Annotated in this window: 11 protein-coding genes; 10 read left to right on the forward strand and 1 reads right to left on the reverse strand. The window is 43.0% G+C overall.

The features are described 5' to 3' along the window. Positions 1-65 precede the first annotated feature (65 nt). From F2B13_RS18715 to F2B13_RS18755, 9 genes are all read left to right on the forward strand, one after another. Positions 66-1,109: a glycosyltransferase family 52 gene (locus F2B13_RS18715; protein ID WP_149304835.1), complete on the forward strand. Its 1,044-nt coding sequence runs from the start codon at positions 66-68 to the stop codon at positions 1,107-1,109. A gap of 9 nt (positions 1,110-1,118) precedes the next feature. Continuing rightward, positions 1,119-2,285, forward strand: coding sequence for an acylneuraminate cytidylyltransferase (locus tag F2B13_RS18720; protein ID WP_149304836.1), 1,167 nt, complete (start codon positions 1,119-1,121; stop codon positions 2,283-2,285). Continuing rightward, positions 2,282-3,151: an N-acetylneuraminate synthase family protein gene (locus tag F2B13_RS18725; protein WP_149304837.1), complete on the forward strand. Its 870-nt coding sequence runs from the start codon at positions 2,282-2,284 to the stop codon at positions 3,149-3,151. Before F2B13_RS18720 ends, F2B13_RS18725 begins: the two co-directional genes overlap by 4 nt. Next, positions 3,151-3,723 (forward strand): L-threonylcarbamoyladenylate synthase, encoded by a 573-nt coding sequence (locus F2B13_RS18730; protein WP_149275221.1) that lies wholly within the window; start codon positions 3,151-3,153, stop codon positions 3,721-3,723. The genes F2B13_RS18725 and F2B13_RS18730 overlap by 1 nt, the downstream gene beginning before the upstream one ends. 86 nt (positions 3,724-3,809) lie before the next feature. After that, a complete protein-coding gene (locus F2B13_RS18735; protein WP_394348978.1) occupies positions 3,810-5,216 on the forward strand; it encodes a CCA tRNA nucleotidyltransferase in 1,407 nt (468 codons plus the stop codon). A gap of 159 nt (positions 5,217-5,375) precedes the next feature. Beyond that, positions 5,376-6,314, forward strand: coding sequence for a PorP/SprF family type IX secretion system membrane protein (locus F2B13_RS18740; protein WP_149275219.1), 939 nt, complete (start codon positions 5,376-5,378; stop codon positions 6,312-6,314). A gap of 69 nt (positions 6,315-6,383) precedes the next feature. Next, positions 6,384-7,409 carry a COX15/CtaA family protein gene (locus F2B13_RS18745; RefSeq protein WP_149275218.1) on the forward strand — a complete coding sequence of 342 codons (1,026 nt, stop codon included), beginning with the start codon at positions 6,384-6,386 and terminating at the stop codon, positions 7,407-7,409. Between the two features lie 27 nt (positions 7,410-7,436). Beyond that, positions 7,437-7,931 (forward strand): IS1096 element passenger TnpR family protein, encoded by a 495-nt coding sequence (locus F2B13_RS18750; protein WP_149275217.1) that lies wholly within the window; start codon positions 7,437-7,439, stop codon positions 7,929-7,931. A gap of 26 nt (positions 7,932-7,957) precedes the next feature. Beyond that, the gene (locus tag F2B13_RS18755) at positions 7,958-9,016 is read left to right on the forward strand and encodes a nucleoid-associated protein (protein WP_149275216.1); all 1,059 of its coding nucleotides are present in this window, start codon (positions 7,958-7,960) and stop codon (positions 9,014-9,016) included. Between the two features lie 57 nt (positions 9,017-9,073). On the opposite strand, the gene F2B13_RS18760 is transcribed toward F2B13_RS18755, so the two are convergent. Further along, positions 9,074-10,156 carry a hypothetical protein gene (locus F2B13_RS18760; RefSeq protein ID WP_149275215.1) on the reverse strand — a complete coding sequence of 361 codons (1,083 nt, stop codon included), beginning with the start codon at positions 10,154-10,156 and terminating at the stop codon, positions 9,074-9,076. A gap of 263 nt (positions 10,157-10,419) precedes the next feature. On the opposite strand from F2B13_RS18760, the gene F2B13_RS18765 reads away from it, so the two are divergent. Continuing rightward, positions 10,420-22,890, forward strand: a complete 12,471-nt coding sequence (locus F2B13_RS18765; RefSeq protein ID WP_149304838.1) for a T9SS type B sorting domain-containing protein — start codon at positions 10,420-10,422, stop codon at positions 22,888-22,890. The last annotated feature ends 120 nt before the right edge of the window (positions 22,891-23,010 follow it).

The following is a 23,010-nucleotide window of genomic DNA, read 5'->3' on the forward strand; positions in this document are numbered from 1 at the left end:
AATTTTGACTACTTTTACAAATGTAGTTTTTTGAGTTCCATCTCCAATAAAATTCCTTAATTTATATGTGCAGAACCTATGTAGGGTCCACCATATACCATATCTATCTGACGCTGCTGCATATACTCAGGGATTCGCACTACGATACCAATAACTTAGGTAACAATCTCTTATTTTTAGTGGAGAGTACGCCGATGATAGAGACCTTGATCCCTAATCTAAAAGCTCACTTTTTCAGGGATGTACATATCCTTTCAGAGCGCAGACATCACGTTGAACATTTAGGTACGTTCAATTATTCCTTCCGCAGAAAACAGAAACTTATCCCATACTTGGAAGCCAAACACCCTATGCTATCCAAGGAAAAAGACTTTATAAAAAAATCCGCTCTTTATCTCTGTGATACCGATTCGTCAAAAAGTTATTTTCTATATGAATTTGGAAAAAAAGGAATCACTATGATCGAAGATGGTGCACGCACTTATCGCCAACGACATAGTCCGATGGAACAGTTTATCAAATCAAAAATTACGAAGGCCCCCATAGGAGGAGGGTTCGATAAAGAGGTACATACTATTTTAGCCCAGTTTCCCGAAAGACTGCCCGAGCCCATACGCCATAAGGCTGTTGAGCTCAATATCAAAAAGGAGGTTATGAAATTGGACGAAAAGACCAAACATGAAATTTTTACTATTTTTCTTCCAGAACATACCTTTACCATTGACAGTGCCAACAACGCCCTTATTCTAACCCAGCCGATTTCTGAAGATAAGGTCATTAAAAACGAAGCGGAAAAAATAGCCATTTACAGGGATATCATTTCAAAAGTGCCCTCTAGCATGAATATTGTACTGAAAACACACCCTAGGGAAACTACAGATTACAAAGAGCATTTTAAAGATATCACCGTTTTGCCGGCCTTGTTTCCCATTGAAATTCTCGGGCTAAGGGAAGGTTTTTATTTCGATAGGGGATATACGCTTTTTTCGACCGCCCTCTCCAACCTCGAAATTGTAAAACAGCGATTTTTTTTGGGTAAGGATTATTTGGATAAATTTACGGTCAAAGCGACGAGAGACCTCATTCAAAATATGGTCGTTGATTCTTAACACGCCACTATGTCAAAAAAATCCATAGGTTTTATTCCTTTACGAAAGCATTCAAAAGGCATCCCCGGAAAGAACAAGAGAAAACTTCTTGGTCGGCCACTATTCACTTGGGTGTTGACAGAAGCTATATTTTCAAATCTTAACGAGGTTTACGTTTTTACCGATGACGAAGAGATCATTGCCTATGTGGAGCAACACTATACTTGGACTTCAAAGGTAAAGGCCCTTAAACGTTCAGCAGAGAATGCATCGGACACCGCTTCTACCGAAGCGGCCATGTTAGAATTTTGTACCAATGAGCCTACCGATTTTGATGTGTTTTGCCTTCTTCAGGCCACTTCGCCCCTGACCAATCGACACGATATCAACGCGGCATTACTTAAACTACAAGAGAGTACTTTAGATGCCGTTCTCAGTGTGGTAAAAACCCACCGCTTTACTTGGTCAAAAGAAGGTAGTCCCCTAAATTATGATGTTATGGCCAGACCCCGAAGGCAAGACTTCGAAGGTCTGCTTATTGAAAACGGGGCGGTTTATTGTACATATAAAACCTGCCTGCTGGAATCAAAAAATAGATTAAGTGGTAAAATAGGTATGATTCATATGCCCGAAGATACATTGGTCGAAATCGATTCTGAAACCGATTGGCAGCTTATCGAACAATTGCTGATTTCCAATTTCAAGAGCCAAAAATCGGCTCGGCGCATCAATCATCTCATCTTAGATGTCGATGGCGTGTTTACCGATGGTAGGGTTACTTTTAATAAGGAAGGAGAATTTTCGAAAATCTTCGATATGCGTGACGGTATGGGGCTCGAGATATTACGTCAGCACAACGTTAATGTCATGGTTATGACCTCTGAAGATTCGGAAGTAGTTGGGCAACGAATGAAAAAATTGAAATTAAAAGATACATTTTTGGGTGTAAAAGACAAATATTCGTTCTTGGAAAGGCTGTGTGCCGAAAGGAATATTTCACCCAAAGAAATCGCCTATGTCGGAGACGATGTAAACGATTTAAGCAATATGCTGAGGGTGGGCTGGTCTTTATGCCCTATCAATGCAACCAAAACGATAAAGTACCACGCAGACATCGTCTTGAAAAAAGCTTCCGCCCATGGTGCTATTCGCGAAGCCTGTGAATTTATCATCAATTATAACCTTAGATTCAAATGAATTATAAAGAGCCCTATATTATCGCAGAAATCGGATGCAACCATAAAGGCGATATGAAAATTGCCAAAGAGATGATCAACATGGCTAAAATTTTCGGTAATGCGAACGCCGTAAAATTTCAGAAACGCAATAACAAGGAACTACTTACCGAAGAGCAATACAACGCCGCACATCCTAATCCTGCCAACTCCTATGGCGACACCTACGGCGCCCATCGCGAATTTCTGGAGTTCGATGTTGCCCAACACCAAGAATTGAAGGCCTATTGTGAAGAAGTGGGCATCACCTATTCCACTTCGGTATGGGAAACCACTTCGGCCAAGGAAATTGCAAGCTTACGGCCCGATTTTATAAAAATACCATCGGCCTGCAATAATCACTTCGAAATGCTAGGCTGGCTATCGGATAATTACGAAGGAGAAATACATATCTCTACAGGCATGACCACCAAGGGGGAAATTGAGACGCTCGTTAACTTTTTTGGGGAAAGAGGCAGAAATAAAGACTTGGTCATCTATAATTGTACATCGGGGTATCCCGTACCCTTTGAAGATGTATGTCTTCTAGACATTCTAAAACTCAGGGAAAAATATGGTGAAAAGGTTAAAAGCATCGGATTTTCGGGCCATCATTTAGGTATCGCCATTGACGTGGCCGCCTATACCCTTGGAGCCCCTATTATCGAACGTCATTTCACCCTTGACCGAACTTGGAAAGGTACCGACCATGCCGCTTCACTAGAACCCATGGGCCTTAGAAAGTTGTGTAGAGACCTGCGAGCGACCCATCAGGCGCTAACGTATAAGCAAAAGGATATTCTTGATATCGAAAGTGTACAGCGTGAGAAATTAAAGTATAAAAAATAATGAAGATCGACTTTACTACGGCCTTGCAGAATTGTGTGGAAGTACTAGAGCATGGTGGACTTATACTTTATCCCACAGATACAGTTTGGGGCATTGGATGCGATGCCACCAACGCCAAGGCTGTCAGTAAGGTATACGAGCTTAAAAAAAGAGAAGACTCCAAGGCTCTTATATGCTTGGTTGCCAATGATGCCATGCTCGAAAGGTACGTGCAGCATGTGCCCGACCTCGCTTATGACATAATGGATTTGGCCACTAAGCCCACCACCATCATCTACGACAATCCTATAGGTATTGCCCAAAACCTGATAGCCCCTGATAATAGTTTGGCTATCCGTGTGGCGTCTGACAAATTCTGTAGGTATCTTATTCAGACCTTTAAAAAGCCCATTGTATCGACCTCGGCAAATATATCGGGCAAAGACACCCCAAAAACTTTTTCAGAAATAGACAATGTCATTTTAAAAGGTGTAGACTATGTGGTAAATTTGCCTTCCGAAGAAAAATCAGGGGTACCATCTTCCATTATAAAATTAGGGGCCGATGGTACGGTAAAGGTAATCCGTGAATAATTGAAAAAAGGATTATTGACCTTTACAACCTATTTTGAAAAGAGAAAAGTATTTTCTTTTCCATCCTGAAGCAACGAAAAATTATTTTGAAGCATACACAAGCATTACAAGGTCAGATCTTTGAACTCGTTACAAAAGCCTCGGAAGAGCTTGGCACACCCTCTTACGTAATAGGAGGCTTTGTACGCGATTATTTGCTTAAAAGGGGGGCACCCAAAGATATCGATATAGTGGTAGTCGGTAGCGGTATTGCATTGGCAAAAAAACTCGCCCAGTTGTTACCGGAAAAACCCGAAGTTACGGTTTTCAAAAATTTCGGAACAGCCATGCTCAAATACAACGATATCGAACTTGAGTTTGTGGGAGCGCGTAAAGAAAGCTACCATCGTAATAGTCGAAAACCCGTTGTTGAAAATGGCACCTTGGAGGATGACCAAAAGCGTAGGGATTTCACCATTAATACGCTGGCCCTCTCCTTAAACGCTAACGACTTTGGCAAACTACTGGATCCATTCGATGGGCTGTCAGATCTTGACAAAAAAATTATCCGAACCCCATTGGAACCTGGAATTACGTATTCAGATGATCCCTTGAGGATGATGCGGGCAATCCGGTTCGCCACCCAGCTCGATTTTAAAATACAACCTGCTTCGCTCCAAGCCATTTCGGAAAACAAAAACAGAATTCAGATTATCTCCAAAGAGCGAATTGTTGAGGAACTACATAAAATACTGGCCTGCGACAAACCCTCCCTGGGTTTTGCCCTCTTGCACAAAACTGGCCTATTGCCCTATATACTGCCAGAGTTGATAGCACTTCAAGGTATCGAAGAGATAGAAGGGCAGCGGCATAAGGATAATTTTTGGCATACCCTGGAAGTTGTCGACAATATAGCCAAAACCACAGATAATCTTTGGCTACGATGGGCCGCCTTACTACACGATATCGGAAAAGCACCCACAAAAAAATTCCATAAGAAAATCGGTTGGACTTTCCATGCACATGAATTTGTGGGTTCAAAGATGGTTTATAACCTGTTCAAACGTCTTCGCATGCCCCTGAACGAAAAGATGAAATATGTGCAGAAAATGGTACTTATGAGCTCCAGACCCCAGATTCTGTCGGAAGACTTTGTGACCGATTCCGCAGTTCGAAGATTGATATTTGATGCAGGTGATCATGTCGACGATCTCATGACGCTTTGTGAAGCGGATATCACCACAAAGAATTCAAGGAAACAAAAAAAATACAAGGAAAATTTCAAGCTGGTTCGCCAAAAGATTGAAGAAGTTGAAGCCCGTGACCACATTCGAAATTTTCAGCCTCCTATCAGCGGCGAGGAAATAATGGTGACATTCGACCTAAAGCCCTCCAAAGAAATAGGTATTATCAAGGATGCTATAAAGGAAGCTATTCTTGAGGGCCAAATACCCAACGAATATGAAGCCGCAAAGAAATTCATGTTAGAAAAAGGTAAAGAAATAGGCTTATAATTAAATTTCATTTGACCTTATCTTGCCATGGAGGACATCACCATCATTTAAAACTATATTTTTGACTTAGAATTCTTAACGAAGAAAAATACTGAAAGCTCCAATGCTACGTTATTAGGTTAGAATATGCCTACTATCATGCGGTGTGAAAAAATCTAAATGGGAAAACGCTACCTATTTCTTCTATTCATTGTGGTTCAGGCCGAATTCTTATGGGCGCAACCTGAACCCCAATATACCCAGTACATGTACAATACGTTGGCAATTAATCCTGCTTATGCAGGGTCAAGAGGTGCTTTCAGTATCACTGGCATGCACAGATCCCAATGGCTCGGTATCGACGGTGCGCCGAAGACACAGACGCTCAATCTACACACTCCTATGTCCGAACGTGTTGGGTTGGGACTTTCCGTAGTCAATGATGAAATCGGCAATGGTACGAACCAAGAAACCTATTTCGACGGCATCTTCTCGTATACCTTACCCCTTTCAAGGGAAGCTAAATTGGCCTTTGGTATAAAGGCAGGAGGACATCTATTGAATCTCGATTTTACGAAGTTGGCCAACTACAACGAAGAGGTTGTAGGATCTGGATTGAACAATATCGATAATAAGTTCTCACCGAATTTTGGTATAGGTGCGTACTACTACAATGAGAGGTTCTATATTGGTCTGTCCGTTCCCAACTTTTTGAAAACAGAGCATTTCGATGAATCTGAAACAAGCAATTCATTTTTAGCGAACGATCAGCTCAATTTTTATTTTATGACCGGTTATGTCTACGATATACACCCCATTGTTCTATTTAAGCCTGCACTTTTGGTACGAATGGAACAAGGTACTCCTCTTCAAATAGACCTCTCGGGAAGCTTTCTTTTCAATGAAAAATTTACGCTCGGTGCTGCATATCGTTGGAATGCAGCCTTAAGTGCCATGTTCGGTTTTCAGGTCAATGATAATTTTATGATCGGTCTCGCTTACGATCGGGAGATTTCTGCATTAGGGGGAGCGACTTTTAATGACGGATCGTTTGAAGTCTTGCTGCGCTATGAGTTTTTGACGCGCTATCAAAGAAGGCTAACCCCAAGATTTTTCTAGAAATCGATCTGTTTCTTCTACTTTTTTCCCTCAAAGTATGGTAATTTTGTAGTGCATGTATTCGCATAAATGAAGAAATACTTTCACTCTGCAGCAAAAATAGCACTAGTCTTGGTATATCTGGTAATTGCGGCCGGAGCCGTCGTACGGATGACCGGAAGTGGTATGGGATGCCCCGATTGGCCCAAATGCTTCGGATATTACATCCCCCCTACTGAAGCATCCGAGTTAGAATGGCAGCCCCTTAAGGCCTATAAGGCCGGTCAGGTCATCATAAAGGATGAATCTCTTAAAGTGGCCAAGAACGATTTTTCTACAGGGTCGGCCTACATAGATAAGAACTGGGATAATTATACCAAGCACGACTATGCCATTTTCAACCCATGGCACACCTGGATCGAATTCGTGAATCGCCTATTTGGCGCATTGGCCGGTTTGGCAACTTTGGTAGTGGGCATTCTCTCCATCGGCTATTGGAAAAAGAACAAAAAAATAACCATTTTCGCATGGTTGGTAGTTTTTGCGATGGGTTTTCAGGCTTGGTTGGGGGCCACAGTAGTCTATTCGGTACTAGAACCCGTCAAAATAACCACACATATGATTATGGCGCTTATAATTGTGGCCCTGTTGCTCTATGTGATATACGCTTCGAGAAAAAATCCGAAGACTTTTACCTATCGTAAAAACCTTTATGTTTTGGTAGTAATCACTTTGGCCGTCAGCCTGATTCAGATAATTTTGGGAACACAAGTACGCCAGTTTGTGGATGGTCAAATCGAAGTCGTCGGCGAAACGGCAAAGCACCTTTGGCTCGACAACGCAAATTGGCAATTCTATACCCATCGATCCTTCTCGATACTTGTTATCTTGTTGAATCTTTTTTTGGCTCAAATCATTTACAAAAATCGATTGGGTTTTTCAAAAATAAATTGGGTGCTCCTACTTCTCTTCCTTGAAGTGCTAACAGGAATCACTATGGTCTATTTTGAATTTCCCTTTACGACGCAATCTATTCATTTGATCTTGGCATCCCTACTGTTCGGGGTTCAGTTTTATTTAGTTTTAGAGGCGAGAAACACCCAGAAATCTTTGTAACTTTGCATTCGCTCAAAAGTAACGGCCATGATCTATAAAATAAGGATTATCTTGGACGCCCAAGAGGATATTTTTCGAGATATCGAAATCGATGCAAGCAGTTCCCTAGAAGAGTTTCATAATGTGATTTCACAGTCTTTCGGTTTTTTGGGGAATGAAATGGCATCGTTCTATACCTGTGATGACGAATGGAACCAAGACGAAGAAATAGCCCTTTTCGACATGAGCGAAAATGGTTCGGACGTACGCTTGATGAATGAAACCTTTTTAGAGGAGGTAATGAACGAAGATCACCCAAAACTCATCTACGTCTATGACTTTTTGAGTATGTGGACCTTCTTTGTCGAACTGGCTGATATCGTAGAGAATGAAGCGGGAATAGCATACCCCAACCTACTTTTCAGCTTTGGTGAATTACCGGAGACACCCCCGGAAAAAACTTTCAAATCGGAGACAAAATTCGATTTTGACGATACCTTCGAAAACTATGACGATCTTGATTTCGACGAAAACTGGAACTGATCGGCAATTGAAACGCACTATGATTTATGATTAACCTATACCCTGCCCAAATCGAAAGTATTTCCTTGCACCGCGTGGGGAATAAAAATAAAAATGAAGGAATTTTTCTCTCGGCTGAACCATTTGGCCTTAATGATGAGACCACGGGACTTCTAAAGGAGTACTTTTTCAAACCATTTCGGGAAAAGGAAGAGAACTATTATCATTTGTCCCACGAGGTCGATATTGAATTCAACGAGGTATATAAATATGTTACCGAAATTTTTTCCGATTCCGACAGGGCCCATGAATGCTCAAAAAAACTGGCCACACATCTATTCGAGCAATCGAACCACCCTCACATCAAAAGCGGTGAGGTTTATGTAGCCTATTTGACAGGGGTTCTTCTTGACAACGAAAAAATCGATGCGGTAGGCATCTTTAAAAGCGAGCTAAAACATGATTTCCTCCAATTCGAGGAAAGGGGTAGCAATCTCGATATCATTATCCAACAGGGCATCAATATCAATAAACTTGATAAAGGTTGCTTACTATTCAACACCCATAAAGAGGAAGGATATAAAGTGCTTTCCGTAGACAGCAATCGGTACGACACGAAGTACTGGCTTGAAAACTTTTTGGGCGTTACCGCCCTGACCGACGAGAACTTTTATACTAAAAACTACCTAAAATTCTGCCAGAACTTCGCCAAAGACGTCGTCTTACCTGCCGAAGACAAACAACAAGAGGTACTTTTCATGAACCGTGCGGTAAATCACTTCGCTAAAAATGATGCTTTCGAAGAGACCAGTTTTTTGAACGAGGTAATGGAAAATCCTGAATTCATCCCAGAATTCAAACACTACAAAGTCGAAAAAGGTCCTAAGTACAGTATTGAAGATGTATCAAATTTCAATATCGCGAACAAAGCGGTTTCAGACGCACGTAAAAAGATAAAGAACGTAATCAACCTCGATACGCACATACAGATCAAAATGGACTTTATCAATCCGGAATCAGCACAAAAATTTGTTGAAAAGGGTTGGGACGAAGAACGTCAGATGTATTACTATCTCGTGTACTTTAATAAGGAAGAGAAGAGCTGATAGGATCAAGTCAAGCCTATCTTAACTTTTTAGTGTTTCCTTTCAAACACCGAAACACTAAATCTTTATTCTTTGTTCGATAATTTGCTTCATGCTTACGTCTTCATAATTTCGACGCACAAAATTAAGGGCCAAATCAAGTACCTGCCCCATGGTGTGGCATTTTTTAAAGTTTGGGTCCATGGTAAGCTCATAAATCTGCTCTCGTAATAGTTCAATATTTTCAGGGGAAGAGATGGTGTCATCTTTTGCGATGGCCCTCAACTTTTTGATCCGATTTCCCGAACTTAGAATCCGCTTGGCTACAAATGAGCGTTCTTCCAATTTATATTGGTCTACCGAGTTTCGCAATAATTTATGTCGCACCAATTCGACCATTTGAAAATTCTCTTTAAAAAATTGGGGGCGGTAAATCTTCAGCTTTCCTTCATAACATTGCTGGTCAAAATCGATAGCCCGTATGCGATATACCACGTGGTCAAAATCGTGAACAGGTACGATGACGTAATTGTATGAGCGCATATCGCCCAAAAGTCGTATCATGCAACGCTCATTGAATTTTACAAACTCTTTTGCCAACTGCGCCTTTTCAGATTCCGTACAATTCGGCAACATATCCTTTATAAACACATCGCCCGGTATACCGGCCACATGCTCTTCGATCAGGGTATCTTTGTACACCAAAAAGTTCAGGTTGTACGGAGAGAGCATATGCTCAAGCTCAAGGCCGTAAATACGGGAAGCATCGGTTTTCTTGATATAGAAATACGTGAAATTATCATTGAGAATGTTCCTGATTTTAATACGGAAAGGTTTCGAATTTCCAAAAGTGCAAAAATCCACCGCATCGACATTCAAGTACTGATGTATATTATTGCTACCGTCTGAATGCAATATAGAGTACACTTTTTTTAAGCTATTGTCTATTTCTTGACGATCAAATTCGGAGTAGTAGACCCTAATCCAAAGTGTGTCTTCATCATTGGCATCATAAACCACAACAGAGCCGGAAAATCGAAGTAAATCCTCATAAAATATAGGGATTTCAATTTTGCGGTTATAATGCTGCAAATATTCGTCAAGCTTTTCGTTGACAGGGTAGGCCGGCTTCTTTTTCGACATCATTTTTTCACCTGACATAATAGCTGTGTTTTAAAATAAAATATGCTTTTAGAGATTGAAAACAGTTGGAATATGGTCGCTTCCACCTATATAAATAAAAATTCCACGCTTCATTTTGTAAAGGTACGCATAAGGATTAACAACCGGCTTTATCGGTAAGTTTAACCGTCCTGCTGTTTTTCCAACATTATAAATGCGTTTGACAACATATTCTTGTAACCGCAGTCTAGTTATTCTTCCTTTGCAACAGTGCTACATAGCATGTCCCAAAAATGTACCGAATGAACCGTAAAATACTATTTTTATTACTAGGTATTGGCTTTGGCATCTCCGTTAATGCGCAGTTAAGCAATCTGCACTATTTGCCTCCTTTAAAACAAGGACGAAATAATCAAGCGATCCAACAGCAAGCGGTATATCTTTCTACTCCCGAGCCTACCACTTTTGTGGTCAATGCCTATCGAGGAACAAGTCTAACCCCCGAGGCTACCTTCAACATTTCTAACAATAGTCCGGCAGTATATTCCTTGCCAAATGGGGACAACAACATCACCCTAGTAGATAACAACCATACTGGTGTCGTATTGAACAACAGTGGATTGCGCTTTGAATCGCCCAGTGGCAATAAATTTTATGTTAACTACCGCGGGTATTCATCGGCGCAAGCTGCCTCCCTGACCTCAAAAGGTCGGGTGGCTATGGGAAGAAGGTTTCGATGGGGAGGCGTTCCCAATTTAGGGGCACATGTATCAAAATCCAATACGTTAGGCATCATGGCCACTGAGGATAATACAACGATTACCCTATCTGGCTATGACCCAAATTGTGTATTTCGAGTGGGAGGCAACATTGTGGGTATCACCGCTAATACCCATACGGTTACGTTGAACGCGAACGAATCATTTGTGTACGAAAATTACAGGGGCAATAACCCCACTGCCGCAAATCGTGATGGTTGGATAGGAGCAGCTATAGTTTCAGATAAAGATATTGTTATCAGCAACGGTTCCATGAACTTTGGTCGACAGGAAAACAATAGCAACAGGGATGCAGGTATCGACCAACCCGTACCAGAAAACAGATTGGGCAAGGAATATGTCTTTGTTCGCGGTAATGGTAATACGAATGGCTGGACAGAGTTTCCGCTCTTGATTGCTATTGCCGACAACACTCAAATATTTGTAAACGGTTCGACCACCCCGATCGCCACCTTGAACGCGGGTGATTATTTTGAGATACCCAGCAGCTTTTATTCTTCCAATTCGGTGGGTGCCAACATGTTCGTACAGACGTCAAAAGATGTGTATGCCTACCAATGTATGGCGGGTGCCAGTCAAGTATATACACAGGGACTCAACTTTGTAGCACCGGTCAATTGTTTGTTGCCCGATGTCATGGACAATATTCCGGATATTAGAAATATGGCAGGCCAGCTGGTAACGGGCGGAATGACGATAATTGCGGCCGTGAACACTCCTGATGCCAATATACAGGTTACTGATGGCAATGGCCCCGTTGCCCTACCTGCCCATGTTCCGGTTGCCGGTTCTAGTGATTGGAAAACATTTTTCATTCCGAATCTAACCGGAAATGTAAGCGTACAGTCCACAGGTCCCATGGCCATAGGATTTTTCGGTTACAATGGAGCGCGGGGTGTTGCAGGTTATTTTTCAGGGTTTGATACCGTTCCTGAAGTCACCCTTGAAATCAGGGGTGGTAAGGGATGTTTTGTAGGCTCTGAAATCTATGAGGCAACGGGCAATTTTGACGCCTACCAATGGTATTTCGATGGGCAACCCGTACCTGGTGCCAATGGTCCCAGTTTTGCACCGACCGTAGCCGGTGATTACTTTGTTCGCGGCACCAAAGGACCTTGTACCTATGATAGTCAATCTATACAAGCCCTTTATTGTGATCCTGATGTGATCATTAATAAAACGGTAGACAACCCTGAAATCATGGAAGGCGAAACGGCCACCTTTACCATTCGCGTAAGAAACCTAGGGGTGGGGCCTCTGACCAATCTACAGATTACGGATAACATTCCTGCAGGGCTTACCTTGGAATCTTCTTATACCATTACGGGAACATGGAGCGGCACCACCTGGAACATAGGTACATTAAATGGCGGGGAAACTGCACTTCTGGAGCTAGAAGTGAGTGCCGATGAAATTGATACATTACCCCTTTTAAGCCTCACCAACACGGCAATCAACTCCCAAGACCAAACGGATAGCAATACCACACCCGATAATCCATCTGCAAGAATTGTGGTCCATAACGATTTTGATAACGATGGCATTCGTGATGTAACCGATTTAGATGATGATAATGATGGTATCTATGACACGGAGGAGTGCAACAATCTGTCCTTTACTATTTCTGGTGGCAACCCATTTAACAGCGACTTGGCCAGTGTTGACAACTATTTGGTTCTTGACCTTTTTAGTATGGACAATTCCTTCAACCTCCAGTTCAATGGCAACGACGTAGCGGGTGAAGTGCAATTTCAGCCAGGAGCTACAGGTAATTTTGCCGAATTTTTAGATGGTACAAGATATGGTCAAGATGGCATTCCACAGATCTATACCCTTACGGGGTCCCATGGAAGTCCTCTATTAAGGGTCGTAATAAACGAAGCTGGGCAGTTTGAACTTTTTGGGGCGCGTACCTCAAACGGGCAATTGGAACCCATGATATTGACAACTCCTCCCAACTCCATAACTTGGAATACTTCAGGAAACAATACCATTACGGTAAACCAAAATGTTGTCGGCCCCACAAATATGAGCGGCATACTATTAACTGCTGGATGTGACACGGATAATGATGGCTTCCCCGATCAATTGGATTTGGATAGTGACGGCGACGGTTGTTCCGATGCCAATGAGTTTTATAAAGACAATAATGCCGATGGTGGCGATGATGGATTTTATGGTGCGGGAATTCCTGCCGTGAATGCCAATGATGGTAAGGTAAACGCCGCTTCCTATATTAGGGTATATGCCCCCGAGATACTTCTTGGTAATACGACCGAAAATTTAGGCGGCACGGATATTAATGGACAAGACGTAAGCCTTGGCCAAACGATACAGTATGTATTGCGTTTTCAAAATACAGGAGATGATCATGCTCAGAACGTATCCATAATGAATTTGCTACCCCAAAATGTAACCTTGGACAACGTGGATACCTCTAATGCCACAGGGACGACCTATGCCCACGATATAACAACGAACACCTTGAATTTTGATATCCCGAACAGCTTGGTACAGGTGGGCGATCCTCAGTACAGTATAAGAATAACAGTGACCATTGCCGGAAACTGCTCGGAATTTGTAGCCGCCTGTTCCTCCCAACTAGAGAACAGAGCGTATTTGACTTATCAAGGAACACTTAACAGCAACACTTTTTCAGATGAACCGGGCAACGGACCTATATCCGCCTGTGCCAGTACGCCGGAAATAGCCTTAAACTCTATTTTCAATGACTTGGAGAATTGTGAAGAATCTAGAACCGTACAACTTTGTGGAGCCAGTGTCATTTTAATGGCCGGGCAGGGCTATAGTAGCTACAACTGGGTATTCGACACCAACGGAAACGGAGTAGTAGATAGTGGTGAAAGCCCCTTAAACGATGGTAACCCCGACAATGACCCAAGTACTTTATTGGTCACTACTATTGGAGACTATATTGTACAAAAATCATCGGATGGCAGTTGCCCCGATAGAATGGAACGTGTTAAAGTAGAACGGTTCGGAGAAACCCAGACCAACCCCATTATCGACTATTTCAACCAGGTAAATGCCGACAATAATCCCGATAATGACATGCAGGGCGAAATCGCGACATGTACGGTCGATGGGGACGCAATGCCAAAACTATTCTTGTGTGGAGCGAACGATACAGCTACAATTCAATTGGGCATCACCGATGCACAGAGTATTACTTGGCAAAAACTGGATGAAAATAGCTGTTCCGATGCCGGTGAAGATTGCGCTACTAAAAATGGTACTTGTTTATGGAATACTGTAGGAAGTAGCGACAACTTTACCCTTTCCGATAGTGGTGAGTACCGCGTGGTTATTAATTACCAGAATGGCTGTTTTAGTAGATTTCACTTTAAGGTCTTTAAAAACAATTTGGTTTTGGACCATAATGCCACCGACATTCTTTGTAGTACCCCGGGGCATATAACAGTCACAAATGTTGGTTCAGGTTATGGCTTTCAATTGATTGACGTTAATACCGACACGATCATAGTTCCGTTCTCCGCTAATAATGGGCCGAATTTTGATATTTCAAATAGTGGGGTCTATAAAGTGCAGGTCACCCAATTAGACCCGGCAAATGGCACTCCCATATTGGGCAGTTGTATTTTTGAAACTGAAGATATAGGTATCTTGGAACGTAATTTCCAGGTGAATTTGGCGACAGCGCCAGCAAATTGCAGCACCCTAGGGTCTATAGAGATCCAAGCCTTGAATGTTACCCCGATATACAGCTACGAACTTCGTCGGGACGATGGTAGTAATGGAGGCCAAGGAAGCCTTATCTCTACGGCTCCGGCACGCAATGACAATACCCACACCTTTAGCGGTGTAGCGCCCGGCAACTATTTGGTCACTACACGTACCGATGACGGCTGTTTTGACACGCAAAATATTACTGTTGATGAAATCCCGGAATTGACGTTAACAGCCTCGGTTGCGGATCATATTACCTGCAACCCTGGAGTAATAACTCTTACTCCTGGAGGAGGTCAGCCCAATTCGAGTTATTCAATGGCCATTTGGAGTAAAGATGGTATACCTCTATATAGTGACCCGTCGAACATTCCCCTGGCCGCGGTACAAACCACGAACAGCTTTCTTTTCGGACATCGTGGCAATCCCAGTAGCTACTATCCCAACGAAGATGGTGACTATACCTTTATCGTGATGGATAGTAATGGCTGCTACAACATTTCCAATACCGTACGGATTCAAGATTTAGGTAGTCCGTCGATAAATGCATCCCATACCCAGATTACCTGTGCGGATTCGGCTACTTCTACCTTAACGGTGAATGTTACCGGAGGCACCGCGCCCTATCAATACAGTTTAGATGGCGGAACCACTTTTCAAAATACCAACAGGTTTTTAAACCTGCCTTCCGGTTTTTATGAGATTACGGTGATGGATTACAGTGGAAATGGAAGTAATGCCTGTACCGCGACCATAAACTATGAGATAGACCAACCTTTTAGATTGACCGCGTCACCCTCTATATTGGAAGATGCTTCATGCGACCCTAGTGGGGCTTTGGTAAAAATATTGAATCCGAACGGAGGTCAATTTCCCTACGAATTTAGTTTTGACGGTGGTAGCTCCTTTAGTGCCATAGACAACCAACGCCTATTACCGGGAACCTATCAATTAGCCGTACGTGATGCCATTGGTTGTACCTACCCCATGGAAATTATCGTTCCAAATCCTGTGACAGATCCAACATTTGCGCAGGCGGTAGATTACGATTGTCTGGGAGAAGGCACTATTACTATTACCCCCTCCAATACAACGGATTTTGATTTTAGCTATAGTCTAAATAGTACGTTGAATAGCCCTTCGGACAACAATACATTTGCCAATATACTCGCTGGCACCAACACGGTAACGGTAACTTACGTCACTGCTGTGGCACCGGATCAAAGCACATTGTTCTTTGAGGATTTTGGTTCAGGACCTAATACACAAATTGGGGAAGTAGGCCCAGGTTATTGCTATGAGCCACAGGATGGTAGTGCCACGGCCTGTAATTTAGGTCCGGCAGGGATATTGGTAGACGGCGAGTACTCTGTGACCCATTTTGTGACCAACCCCATTCCAGCTTATAGAAACCCTAATGACCATACTTCATTGACCGACGGACGATTCCTGTCCATCCACCCCAGCAACAATCTGGTGGGCAGTAATAGCATCATATGGGCGAGAAGGGCTTTAGAGGTATTGCCGAACAGGGATATTGACATCTCATTTTGGGCCTACAACCTAAGGCAGACCGGTTCTGCAGGCAATAACCCAGAAATTCAGGTTGAATTATTGGATGCTGGGGGCAACGTTATCGACAGTATGACGCTACCTGAAATACCAAAAAACACCAATGCGGATGATTGGCATAACCGATCGGTGACCTTTAATCCAGGTGTCAATACTACGGTGGATATTGTATTGCGAAGCAACCAACCCAGTGATGATGGCAATGAATTGATTTTAGATGACATTCAGGCTAGCCAACCACCTAAAATTTGTGAAAAAACTACGGATATTGTTGTGGTTGTGGAAGGTGGACAAGCTTTTGAAGCTACCCTATTGAGCACGATTGACCCAAAATGTAATGGTGGTTCCGATGGAGCCGTTCGCTTTGCCGTATCGAATTTTGATGCCACTACAGGTTTCGAATATTCCATGGATGGTGGTGCCTCATGGACCACATCCTTGGTCTCACCAGTGACTACGGCAGCCAATTTGACCAGTGGGAACTATACGTTACAAGTACGTAAGGTAGCCGAAACCTCATGTACTAGTGATTTTAACGCAACCTTGAACGACCCATCACCCCTAGTGCCCCAGTTGGCACAAGTGGAAGATTATACCTGTTTCAACACCGGAGGCACCTTAGAAGCTTCGGCGACGGGAGGAAATCCGGCGTATGAGTACCAATTGGAAAATACCTTGGGCCAAATCATTTCCCACTATCAGATCAATGCCCGTTTTACCAATATTGCTGATGGTGATTATGTAGTACGAGTACGTGATCAAAATGGCTGTAGCACGGTGACCACCAATCCGGTCACTATTGCACCAACAGAAACCATTATTTTCGACCTTTCGGCTACGGACTGTTACGATGGTCAAAATAACGCTGAAATTACGGTAAATGTCACCGCAGGAAATGGCGGATACCAATTTAGAATCAATGGAGGTGTATGGGTAACCCCCACTCCGGCCACGGAAGCCACACATACATTTAACGGTTTATCGGAAGGTAGTTATGCCATTGAAGTAAGGGACCGATTAGGCTGTCCTACCGTATCGAATTTGCAAACCATCGAAATACACCCCCCTCTGGTCGTAGACGTAGTCACTGAGGAAATAAGCTCGTGTGGAGATGGTTCTATTACCGTAAATGCCACAGGGGGAAACGGCACATTACGTTACGCCATCGTTCCAGCGAATACAGTTCCAACAGGTTTTTTCAGTGCTACAAGTACTTTAACGGTTACTGATGCCATGGCAACGGCTAACCCGGCCGGGTATGATGTATATGTGGAGGACAATAGCGGCTCTCCATCACTATGCAATTTCCTACAAGAAGATATTATTTTAACTCCTTCAACACCTTTATCCCTATCAGCAACACCCACAGACCCCGAGTGTTTTGGTGGTTTAGGTCAAATAGATGTAACTGTAGGAGGAGGAAAAGCCCCATTCACATATACACTAACGGATTTATCTGCGGCAGATGGTATAGACTATGGTAGAAGTAACACCAACGTTTCCATTGCCACCTTAGCTTTCAATGGCATTGGGGCAGGTAATTACGAAATTACAATAACGGATACGAATGGTTGTACAACCTCATCCTCCCTTACCATAGCTAATGCAATAGAAATAACAGCGGATATAGTACCGATACTGCCCGCAGCATGTACAAGTACAATTGAAAGTGATTTTGGATTTGAATTTCAAAATGTGATCAGTCCATCAGGAACAGTGGAATACAGTAATGATGGGGGGGCCACTTGGCAAACATCCGCTGAGTTAAGGGGCTCTGTGTCCTATCCGACTTTTTCAGGAACAGAGGTTTTCCCATCGATACGGGTAGAGGTATCTCCGGGGGTCTTTTGTCAAAAAGATTTTGACAGGTATATCATTCCATTTCCACTCGATGATCTGGACATAACATTATCGGCGATAGTTATCGGGTGCAACGACCTTCAGGTTACAGTGGAAGGTAGTGAGGGAAATCCTATACCAGGGTATGAGTACACCTATACCGATGATCCTGCTAATTTCACTACATTTATCACGGATCCAAACGTATGGACACCAGCTTTACCTAGCGGTACCTCACATACTTTTGCCAATATAGACCCAACTACTCCTCAGTATCCAGAAGTTCCTCTTCTTATCCCCGGAAGAACCTACGTATTCTATGTAAGGGATGGATCAGGTTGTATTCGACAAAGTAGTGTCGATATAAACGAAATACCCTTGGTCAATCTACCAATAGAAATAACTCCGGATGTCACCCCTACTTGTTTTGGTACAACCACCGGGGCAATAACCTTTACCATCACACCGGATACAAGTTATCCAAATTTTAGATGGGAAATCTATGAATTAGGAAATACTACTCCAATTGAAACGAGTGGTGGCAACGTTCCTTTTAGCAGCTTGGTTTCCACTTCGGTTCCCTTGGGAGAAGGGGAATACTACATAGAGGTAACCCAAATACAGGCAGACAATATCACAGTAGCTTGTAAAGCGGCTAGTGAAAATGTATTCTTGGAGGAATTGGCTCCAATCTCCGCAACGGCAACAGCGACAAGAGATATATCCTGTAACCTTCCAGGACTTATTACTGTTACGGGAATTACAGGTGGAGGCGGCCATCCATATAGTTACGATGTGAGTGGTCCTTCTGGTTTTACAAGTCTGACAGGTACCACCGATAATCCGGTTGAAATACCTGTCAACTCTCCATCAGGTGATTACACCGTTACGCTGTATGATCAATATAATTGTCCCGTCATACTGAATACGGTAACCTTATCATTAACACCAAACCCCTTGCTGTCCGTAACGCAAGACAATTGTACGGCGCCAATTACAGTAACAGCAACTGGTTCGTCAGCGATTGGCAATCTTAGGTATGCTATGGTCTCAAGTGGTGATCCTGCGCCGACTACTTTTAACGACAATGCCGGTATCTTTAACAATATTGCTCCCGGAACCTATGATTTCTATGTAACTGATGGCAACGGATGTATAACTTCTGAACTTGGCTTCGTCGTGTATCCGACACTTTCGGCCAGTGCTTCACTTTCTAAAGTAATAGATTGTACCCTATCACCCGAAGCAATAATAACAATCGATATAACAGAAGGTTCTGCAGCCTATGAATATAGTATCACCAATACGGCAGGGGCTCCCGCAATAAGTAAAACCAGTGTGCCAGGTTTTACTTTTGATTATAGTACTTCATTACCCGGTGACTATACCATTACAATCTATGACACAAATACACCTGATAACGCAAATTGTAACCGAACATTCACGGTCACTGTTCAAGATCGTATAGAACCCGTAATTGACCCTGCTATTCTAACGGAAGATGTAAGTTGTTCCGGGAATACTGACGGAAGTATCACCATTGCAACAAACGCTGGGAATGCCGCTCCATACACCTTTATGATAACATCTATGGATGGTACGGCGACAAGCATTCTACCTACTTCCACAACGGGAATCTCGGCAACTTTCACAGGCCTGGCACCCACTACTTCTCCCTCTGGTTATATTGTTACGGTAACGGGAGATCCAGCATACAATAATTGCAGTGTGACCAGCGGTCCGATTGAAATTAATGAGCCGGCCGCTATTACATTCAACGCCAATGTTACAGAACCGTTTGCCTGTACCTCGGGCAATACCATGGAAAATGCCCTGATCGAAATCGACCTCGGCAGCATTTCAGGTGGTACCAATAGCTATACCCGTTATGAATTTATAGAGGTGGGCACCGGTAATGTATTACAAAATGGCTCCAACCATAGATATACCTATACCAATGTAGCAGGTGGTGATATTATCATAAGGATATACGACGAGAACGGTTGTTCAGGGGAAAGAACGGTGAACGTACCACCATATGATACCTTGGGCACCCCTACCATACATATTGACGATGCCATCTCCTGCAGCAATTTAGGAGAAGATATTTCTTTGGATATTTCATGTTCGGTCACAAGTTTCACCACCCATCCGAGCAATTACGAATTTAGACAACTGCCTTCCGGGGCCTATCAAGCTTCAAACCAGTTTACAGATTTACAACCTGGAAATTATACCTTTGCGGTCCGGAATATTGCTACAAATTGTGAAATAACGGTAAACCATACCGTATCAGACCCGAATACTTTTGGGGCATCAGTGAATAAAATCTCCGACGTAGCCTGTTATGGTGATAATGGGAGTATAACCATTACGGTTACAGACCCCGTTTATTCAGGAAGCTTTAGCTGGTCAATTTTCAACACCAACGGAACCCCGAGCGATCGTTCCGATGACGGTACGGCCGTCACTTCAGGCACCTTAAGCGCAGTGGGTACCACCCCCGGCATAGCACTTCCAGGAGGAAATTACATCGTAGAGGTTCTACAAGATGCCTTCCCCGAATGTGGGCAAGTTCGTTCCTTTACCATTACAACTCCTGCTGCGCCTCTCACCTTAGATGCCATTTCCCTTTCAGAAGTGGGCTGCAGCAATGATCGCGGAAGCGCATCCATAAAACCGTTGGGAGGCCTAGCTCCCTATGATATTCAACTGACGAATACTACTATCGGTAGTAGCTGGAATGAAAATGGTGTGAATGCACATTTATTCACATCGTTATCCGCTGGTCAATACAGTATTTTGGTAACTGATGCCCTAGGGTGTTCACGGACGTTTACCAATGAATTTGAGCTACTGCTACCAGATCCGATTTCAGGAACGGTAAGTACAACCGCGTTGGTATGTGAGAACGGTACCGATGCATCAATAAGTATCTCGGTAGGTCCAAGAAATATCAGTAGCAATTATCGGTATCGCCTTAGAAACTATAGTGATATGACCGGGACCACGCTAATTGGCAATTCTGCCGGCCAAACATCAATTACTTTTAACGACCTGGGAGCTGGATTCTACAGTATCTTCATTGAAGATGATTTGGGATGTACCTTTGAGTCGCCAATTAGGGAGATTGTCAACCCTACCGAAGTGAGTGTACAGCTTAGTATGCAGCAATCTTTGGGATGCCAAACGGATGCTATTTTAGTATTGAGCGCACAGGGGGGAACAGCACCATATTCTTGGAGTATTGATGGTATTACCTTCAACCCAATGAATGGATTGAATGGTTCCACCACCCACGTTTTCCAAAATGTTGGGGCGGGCACATACCATTTTTATGTCAGGGATATGTTCAACTGCGTTTCGACTATTTCGAACGAAGTGGAAATCGCATCGATAGAAAACATGACGCTAGAAGTTAACAAATCAGCCTCTGTAGTGAACTGTAATGGAGATCATACAGGAGCGATATACGCTCAGGCCGCAGGCGGACTAGGTTCCTATAGGTATGCATTGTTCACCGATCAGGCCATGACCAATAATTATTACGGTGTCGGGTACGAGCAGACCGATGGAGAATTTTTCGATCTTCCGGCCGGCACGTATTATGTAAATGTGGTCAGTGATGATTGTACCGTAGTCCCCGAGGAGGTGATCATCAATGAGCCAAGCCCATTATCAGTAGTAAATCCTCAGGATTATACCGATATCACTTGTACCGGCGCGAATGATGGAACAATCTCTGTTGAACTCTCGGGCGGAACAGGGCCCTATCAGTACGCCATTTCTCCCCATCTTAATAAATTTGACCACAAAAACACCTTCGACGGATTGCAGCCCGGTAGTTATACCGTAATCGCTCAAGATCAGAATGGATGCTTTATCAAATTGGACTATACCTTGGTCGAACCCGCTCCATTGACTGCATCGGCCACAAGTTTGCCGGAAATCTGTGATGGTGAAGAAAATGGCGCCATCGAATTAACCCTTTCTGGCGGAACTGCACCATATAGTACCCGCTTGTCGCAGGAAATCGATTTTGTTCAAGGTAGAACAAATATAACTGATTTGGCTGGTGGGGACTACATTGTCTATGTAAGGGATGCCCAAGGTTGTGAAGTAAACGTCAGTGTAAGTATTGAATCAGGAGCAAGTCTAGATGCGTATGTAGAGCCGGTATACGGGTGTAATGGCTATTTACCTAACAACTATGTAAACATTGTTTTGGACGACCCGAGTATATCCGATGAAGTACTCTATGGTTTAGATTCTACCGACCCAAACAACATGCAGCTCAATCCATTTTTTAGGGACTTGAATCCCGGTACCCATACTATTTCAATTTCGCATGCGAACGGCTGCATACGAACGTATACCTTCGAAATTGAAAATTTCGAACCCTTGACCTTATCCGTTGAACAGTCAAACCTCAACGAAATAACGGCAACGGTCACTGGAGGAAAAGAGAATTATACCTTTTATTTCAATGATTTGGATAACGGTGACACTAATACCTTCTATATCAAAAGAACGGATACGTATCTAGTTCGCGTAGTTGATGAAAACGGATGTGAAGCTACGGCCAGCATCTACATGGAGTTCATCGATATTGAAATACCGAACTTCTTTACGCCCAATGGGGACGGACAGAATGATTTTTGGAAACCAAAAAACATAGAACAATTCCCCGATATTTTCATTAAGATATTTGATCGATATGGACGTCAGGTCTTTACCATTAAGGACAATGAAGAAGGTTGGAACGGACTTTATCAAGAATCGAATTTACCAAGTGGTGATTATTGGTATATCATCAAATTGAATGGGGAAGACGATGATAGGGAGTTCATGGGTCACTTTACCTTATACCGTTAAAATCCGAGAAAAGGCGTAAAATCTTACCAATTTTGTTTCGTGCTTTGTAATTGTTGAATAAACATCAGGTCAGAAAAAAGCTACAGTAAAGTCTTTAAATATCGGTTTTACAACTTGAGT

The sequence above is a fragment of the Pareuzebyella sediminis genome (assembly GCF_008367235.1).
Lineage (GTDB): Bacteria > Bacteroidota > Bacteroidia > Flavobacteriales > Flavobacteriaceae > Pareuzebyella > Pareuzebyella sediminis.

What these genes read in the sequence shown, in the direction of transcription:
- F2B13_RS18715 (WP_149304835.1), top strand. Translation starts at nt 66, where the DNA reads ATGTGCAGAACCTATGTAGGGTCCACCATATACCATATCTATCTGACG.
- F2B13_RS18720 (WP_149304836.1), top strand. Translation starts at nt 1,119, where the DNA reads ATGTCAAAAAAATCCATAGGTTTTATTCCTTTACGAAAGCATTCAAAA.
- F2B13_RS18725 (WP_149304837.1), top strand. Translation starts at nt 2,282, where the DNA reads ATGAATTATAAAGAGCCCTATATTATCGCAGAAATCGGATGCAACCAT.
- F2B13_RS18730 (WP_149275221.1), top strand. Translation starts at nt 3,151, where the DNA reads ATGAAGATCGACTTTACTACGGCCTTGCAGAATTGTGTGGAAGTACTA.
- F2B13_RS18740 (WP_149275219.1), top strand. Translation starts at nt 5,376, where the DNA reads ATGGGAAAACGCTACCTATTTCTTCTATTCATTGTGGTTCAGGCCGAA.
- F2B13_RS18745 (WP_149275218.1), top strand. Translation starts at nt 6,384, where the DNA reads ATGAAGAAATACTTTCACTCTGCAGCAAAAATAGCACTAGTCTTGGTA.
- F2B13_RS18750 (WP_149275217.1), top strand. Translation starts at nt 7,437, where the DNA reads ATGATCTATAAAATAAGGATTATCTTGGACGCCCAAGAGGATATTTTT.
- F2B13_RS18755 (WP_149275216.1), top strand. Translation starts at nt 7,958, where the DNA reads ATGATTAACCTATACCCTGCCCAAATCGAAAGTATTTCCTTGCACCGC.
- F2B13_RS18760 (WP_149275215.1), bottom strand. Translation starts at nt 10,156, where the DNA reads ATGTCAGGTGAAAAAATGATGTCGAAAAAGAAGCCGGCCTACCCTGTC.
- F2B13_RS18765 (WP_149304838.1), top strand. Translation starts at nt 10,420, where the DNA reads ATGAACCGTAAAATACTATTTTTATTACTAGGTATTGGCTTTGGCATC.